This is a genomic window from Ferroplasma sp. Type II (assembly GCF_000496155.1).
The window spans coordinates 1-6,280 of the sequence record NZ_KI542845.1 but is presented as its reverse complement, the minus strand read 5'-3'; the positions used below and the strand labels follow the sequence as shown (position 1 = coordinate 6,280).

5 protein-coding genes are annotated in these 6,280 nt (G+C 34.4%); 2 read left to right on the top strand and 3 right to left on the bottom strand.

Annotated elements, in window-relative coordinates; translation table 11 throughout:
* Positions 1-643, top strand: a 643-nt coding sequence (locus tag AMDU4_RS13750) for a DUF996 domain-containing protein (protein ID WP_290705580.1), incomplete at its 5' end; no start/stop codon positions are given.
* Positions 644-926: 283 nt separating this feature from the next.
* Here the strand turns inward: AMDU4_RS13750 and AMDU4_RS13745 are convergent.
* Positions 927-2,426, bottom strand: coding sequence for a hypothetical protein (locus AMDU4_RS13745; protein WP_021788529.1), 1,500 nt, complete (start codon positions 2,424-2,426; stop codon positions 927-929).
* Positions 2,423-3,937 carry a hypothetical protein gene (locus AMDU4_RS13740; RefSeq protein WP_021788528.1) on the bottom strand — a complete coding sequence of 505 codons (1,515 nt, stop codon included), beginning with the start codon at positions 3,935-3,937 and terminating at the stop codon, positions 2,423-2,425. The genes AMDU4_RS13745 and AMDU4_RS13740 overlap by 4 nt, the downstream gene beginning before the upstream one ends.
* 617 nt (positions 3,938-4,554) lie before the next feature.
* Here AMDU4_RS13740 and AMDU4_RS13735 point away from each other — a divergent pair.
* Positions 4,555-4,965: a hypothetical protein gene (locus tag AMDU4_RS13735; RefSeq protein ID WP_021788527.1), complete on the top strand. Its 411-nt coding sequence runs from the start codon at positions 4,555-4,557 to the stop codon at positions 4,963-4,965.
* A 303-nt stretch (positions 4,966-5,268) separates the two neighbouring features.
* On the opposite strand, the gene AMDU4_RS13730 is transcribed toward AMDU4_RS13735, so the two are convergent.
* A complete protein-coding gene (locus AMDU4_RS13730) occupies positions 5,269-6,000 on the bottom strand; it encodes a hypothetical protein (protein ID WP_290705577.1) in 732 nt (243 codons plus the stop codon).
* Positions 6,001-6,280: the final 280 nt, after the last annotated feature.

Genomic DNA, 6,280 nt, shown 5'->3' with positions numbered 1-6,280 from the left:
TTACCTTAATAATATGTATAAACAAAATATACCAGAACTGGAATCCGCTCGTACATACGGCATTTTAGGAATTATTCTACAATTCGTCGGAACTGGCGCAAATATATTAACGAATGGATTAGGATTTATTATTTCAATAATTGGATTAATTCTGTTATTTCTTTCCCTAAAATCAATATCAAATTATTATGGAAACCAAAAACCTTTCAAATATATGTTATACAGCTTGATTTCTGGGATAGTACTTGGTACCATTAGTGCAATAGTGATAATTCTACTATTGCTTCCTGTAGCATTTACCACGACTACTGGACCCCCTAATGCAATATCACGTATTTCTGTATCAGCAATTGGAATGATATTTTTGACACTTTTCCTTGTAGTTATGGCAGTTTTAGTATCTGTTATATTCGAATATTTAGCATATAATAGTGTGTATGAACTAACCGGAATAGATGATTTTCATACAGGTGCACTGTTATTGCTTATTGGTGTTATCTTTACTGTAATATTAGTCGGCATTATACTTATTTTAATAGGAATCATTCTACTGATAATCAGTTTCAACAAACTTCCCACAGAAGCGAAGCCGGTAGTTATCGATCAGGACGCGGCTCAGAATCAAGGGGATGGTATGATTTAAATTTTATCTGATAATTTATTAATGTATTAACTGGTTGGAGGGTATAATATTTAGAACTCCCCATTTGGCATTATCTTGAAATCTTTTATTTCAAAAATTCCCAGTAGATTCTCTCGATTTGAATTCTATCATACTATGAAATCTGATCAACCAGATACGATCAACATGGAGTAATATATCATCCAGTTTCTTTCATTCCTGTCTGAAATGGTTCAGAAGAATATATTGCGTAAAACAATATGTGTTTCCATAGTTTTACCACTATCTTTAGGGTTGGAATTTATCACCCAGAGGTATTAAATATTTTTTTATATAAATCCATACCATGACCAGTCACCGATGGGCTTCCCTGTATTATCTTATATGTATGTTCCCCAGCATTCGTTCTTTCAGCAATTAGAAACATTGAACTGGTATCATTCTGATCCATCATAGCAGACGCAAATTCATATAAATGAGATACAAAAAATATTCTTATTCCATTTTCCAATAATGCATTAGTAATCTGCATTGCTATTTCTGAACCCTCACGTGTGTTCGTTGAAGAAAATGATTCATTAAACAGGAGCATTCCGTTTTTTCTAATATAGGCGGCTATATCATTCATCATTGAAAGTTCATCATCGAATTTGCCCCGTTCCATTGTAATATCCTCTTCATGTTTGAAATGTGTGAATATACCTGTAACAATGCTACTGATGAAACTTTCAGCGGGCACAAACATTCCACACTGCATTAACAATTGTGCCTGTCCTATGCTTCTTAAAAATGTTGATTTTCCCCCTCTGTTTGTGCCTGTTATTACAAATAGCCTTTTATCACACCCATCAATATTGTTTGGAACTACTGTAGATTTTGTGGCCAGCATAAGCCCGAGTTCATATAATCCATTAAATCTAAGCTTATCGGTTCCTATTTCCAGTGGCTCAGGAAAACAGTATCTGCCAGATCTTTTTTTGATTTCCTCAAGGAGATTAAGAGAAGCGAGGTAAAAACCAATTTCACATCTGAGATCCTTAAAAAATTTCATGCTGTTTTCGGCTGATTTTTTCAATGCCATGGCAGCACTTCTTATTCCCCTATTTCTTATATCCACTATCTCCTCCCCGCCACTTATGTCTCTGTCAGCCAGTGTGTAGGTATAGTGCTGTTCAATTGTTTCACCCATAATTTTCTTTATGTTCTTTTTCTTAACACCGGGTTTATGAAGTATGTAGTCTTTGCCCTCATTGCCCATTCCAAGTGACACACTGAGAGTAATTCCATCTTTGAATTGAAGCCTTTCTAGATTATTTAATATCTCTTGCATATATTCACTATGGAATACTTCCGTAACAACATGATTAAATTTTTTCAATCCTTTAGATTTTATTTTTTCACCTATTATAGACATAATTTCTCTTATTTGATCCATCTGCTTTGCAAACAATTTGAGAACGTCTATTGATATCTGCATTGAAAGTGATTCATTATTGCTAAACCAGAAAAACTGTTTCTGAGCCTCTTTTAAAAATGAACTGGCAATCTCGTATATTTTCAGTGCAATTTCATTATTTTCAATGAAATCTTTCAAGATTTCCTGTCTGTATACAATTTCATCAATGGAATCAGCACTGTTAAGGAGAAATGCTGTAGAATTTTTAAGAAGGAATTCATCACCGGATGCCATGATGTTAAGTATTGGTTTTAGGCCCAGATCATTTATCAGTGCATTGCTGTTCCAAGGGAGCGTATCAGTATGATGTTTTATTCCATTATAGTCTAGAAGATATGTTTTTATCATGAAATTCTCCTCCTTAACATCTCATACGTGACCCCGTATTTCTCCGCCAGTGCCTTAGCATAGGCCATGCCGTCAGATTTTGTGGGTAATATTCTATAGGTTCTCATCTCTGGATTTTTTTTGTCAACCTGGCTAACATAACTTCTGGTTCCCGGCAATTCAGCCAGTTCATGTATAAACGTTACGTAAAGGCATAAAGAACCCTTTTCACGTATTTTCCCTATTATGTTTTTACCGATTTCTATACCATCCTTGAGTGTTGTAGAACTTAGCATCTCATTGACAATAATAAGGCTTTTACCGGTTGCATTATCAAGTATGTAATGCATTCTTTCCAATTCTTCCTCCAGTCTTCCAATAGCATTTTCTGGAACCTCAGATTTCTCAAAATGTGAGTATATTCTATCAACTTTTAATATGCTTGCATTTTTACCGGGGATGGGGAATCCAAGCAGGGCGAGATAATGTGCCTGTCCAAAGGCTCTAGCGAAGGTGGTTTTGCCTCCATTATTTGGTCCTGTAACAATAATTATACGTGAATCTTGATCAGCCATAATGCTATTTAGAACTGGGATCCTCTTATGATCGGCAAGTTTTTTCGCCAGTGCAACATCAAAGAAATCAATGCAATACATTCTCTGTGGGTCCTGTTGTATCTGGGGAATGCAGAATGAAAGCCCGTTTTCTTCCATTGGCTCTATATATTTTAAATATTTTAGGTAAAAATCAATTTCATGCATGAACCGGGCTATAGTAGGCTCCAGAAAATTTAATCTTCTTCTGTAAAATTCCTTTAACCTGTTAAATTGCTTCGGGTAAAGGGATGATACCAGTTCAACAAGGGCTGCCTCAACATGGCCAAATCCATATTTTAAATTCTTTCCAGAATCTACAATGTCTCCATCAAGAAATTTGGAAAATATTTTCTCCACTTCTGTGGCATAATTATCGGACTCCTGATCTTTTCGTACAGTTATTTTTACACCCTTGATTGTCATCATATACTTGATAGAAGAAAGATCCATTTCCAGTTCTTTGGTTTCATCTTCGAGAGATTTGAATTCCTTTGATTCCATATACTGTCCAATATATTCTCTAATACCTATTAGTCCCTCTGATACTATGGAAGGTTCATTCAATTCATTATATAAATGCTTAAGGGCATTGCAGTAAATGTAAACAGAATCCAGGAGCCATCGTTCTCTTTGGAGGTTGTATAAATCACCTAATTTCCCAATATTGTAGAAAATGGTGGATGATGTTTCGGAAAATTGTTTTATAGCATTAAATATTTGTGGACTTCGTAAATCATTAAAAATTTGCTGCCTGTATAGGATATCCTCTATGCTATCTAATGGTTTATATAATACTTCTTCAAAATCCTGGTTATTTGTGTTTCCCAGAATGCCTTTAAAGATTATTTTAAGCGACAAATCTTCAAATAACTCATTTTTATGGTCAATTTCATCAATGGCTTTATTACTCCTGAATATTATACTTTCAAATGTCAATGTATCACTTCCACTCTATTCTGCAGGAGTCATCAGCATCGTGGCAGTTAATGGAACTCCATCCATATTATTATCATAATTATGATTCCGGATTTAACATTTGCGAGTGGCAATCCTATTTTCGTAAGCTGGGAGATAAAAGTGAGTGAAAAGTTTCTACCTGGCCATATAATACTAGACATATAGCCCACGATCTCGAAAAGTTGGAACACCCTATACAGTTAGTAATCTCTCATTTTATCAATGTTGTAAATTACTGGAAAAAGGTATTTATCAGTGATGCCATAGTAGATTTTCTAATATAATGGTAATGACTATTGCACAATACATTCAACGTCAATATATTGCATACAGAATGCGATAATGATTACTTTTACATCCAAATTCAACATTCCGAAATTCATCAACAGAAGAAAAACCATGACATTAAGGGAGAAATAGAAAAAGTTTCCAGGATACCTATAGACAGTGAGGATTCCAGTCTATAAAAGCACTATACCAGGATATCAGATTCACGAAGGTATTTACTATCATCTATTGAAATGGAGCCTTTTTTAAACTTGTTAAGATGTTTATGACAATACATAGGTTTATATGCACTTTCAAATTTTGAATGTATGGTTGATGAAATAAGTTCCTTTGAAAAGGAAGCAAATAAGAATTATGGCAAATTAAGTGAGAGTTTTCCAAAAGGCAGCATAAATATACTTTCTCCAGACATTCTGAATATCCTGATCACAAATGCAGGAAAGTCAAACAATATAGATTATAAGTCAGGTGACACTACGTATACAGTCACATTTAGCAGTTATACGAAATTGGATAAGGATGGCATGGTGGGCGTGTATTCGGACTTGCCAGAAGATTTAGATATAAGGGAGATAACATTCATAGTAACCGGCTTCCATGCAAAATGGGATACGGAAGTAACCTTCTCAAAGGAATATATGAGTGTGATGCCTGACAGAGAATTGAAGCATCTTATAAATTTTCAGAGAGCAGTATTGAAAACTGGAATTATAAAATAAGGTTCATTAGGCCATACAATTCCTTTTAATCTATAATTGTTTAGTTTATAGATGAAGCATGATTGAAATATTTTACTATAAAGGAAGGAAAGAGGAGCCAACTAAAGAATAACCCATCATGGAATGTCTAGGAGACTTATGAAGACGGTTTTAATTTCTTCCACTCTGCATTGGGAAAAATGAATTAGACATGATCATGGAGAATAAGGATATGCTGTGGTTCTATGCAGCAGAATTAGGCACAACCTTACACGCCCTTATCTCTTAATCAACTTAAAATCCAATGAATGAAAATTATACATTTCAAAAGAGTTCCGGATTCTCTTGTTCTACTTTTTTCATTGCTTTGTTAAAACTATCCATTATTTGTATTACAATTAGAGAGGTAAATACCATAATGATTCCTACGATAGTAATTATATAAGGGAAATAGAGGAATTTTGACAGGTATCCAAAAACAAATGCCATAACAGGTGAGGCACTGACAGAAAACATGGCTGTAAGGGAATTAAATTTTCCAGTAATGCTGCTGGGTATGGAATTCATTATCATTGTTTCAATATAAATATTAATAAAAGCCAGAATTATTCCTAAGACAAATGTTCCAATTCCATCCAAAATAGGTATTCTATTAAAGGAAATTAGTACGAATATTCCTCCCACAATAAAAACATAAAATGCCAGAAGCTTATTACTGTTCAGGTAACCTCTGAAAAAGGATTGCATAGATATTAAACCCCCAACAAGCATGCCAGCAGGAAATCCTGCTATGAAAAATGTATAGTAGATTGATGTGGCATGCATTACTATGTAAATGAGGCCCGATGCAAAAACATCCAGAGCAACAAAAAGACCATTTAATAGCATAGTCAGTAAAAGAAATGGTATTATATTTTTTATGATTTTAATGGTGCCCCCAAATCCATTTTTGACTAGGCTGCGGTGTGATACCCTTATTGTTCCAGAAATAAATACCATTCCCATTGCTAAAAGTGAAATTCCTATGAGGGTAGTATAAACACTGTAATATCTCATGAATATAAAGATTCCACCCAGAAGAATACCGGCCAATGTAAAGATTCCAGAAGTAAATTGATCAGCAGCCTGGGCTTTAGCCATATGATCGGCTGGGATGATTTCCTTAGTAAGAGCTCGAAAATCATCCGATATAACCCACATGAACATGGATGAAAGAAAATCTACTGCGTATATGATAAAAAGGCCTCTCCAAAAAACATGAATGAATAAGTTATCACCATTAGCACATTTACGGCTATATAAATTATGTGCCTGTCATATTTATCTATTATCGATC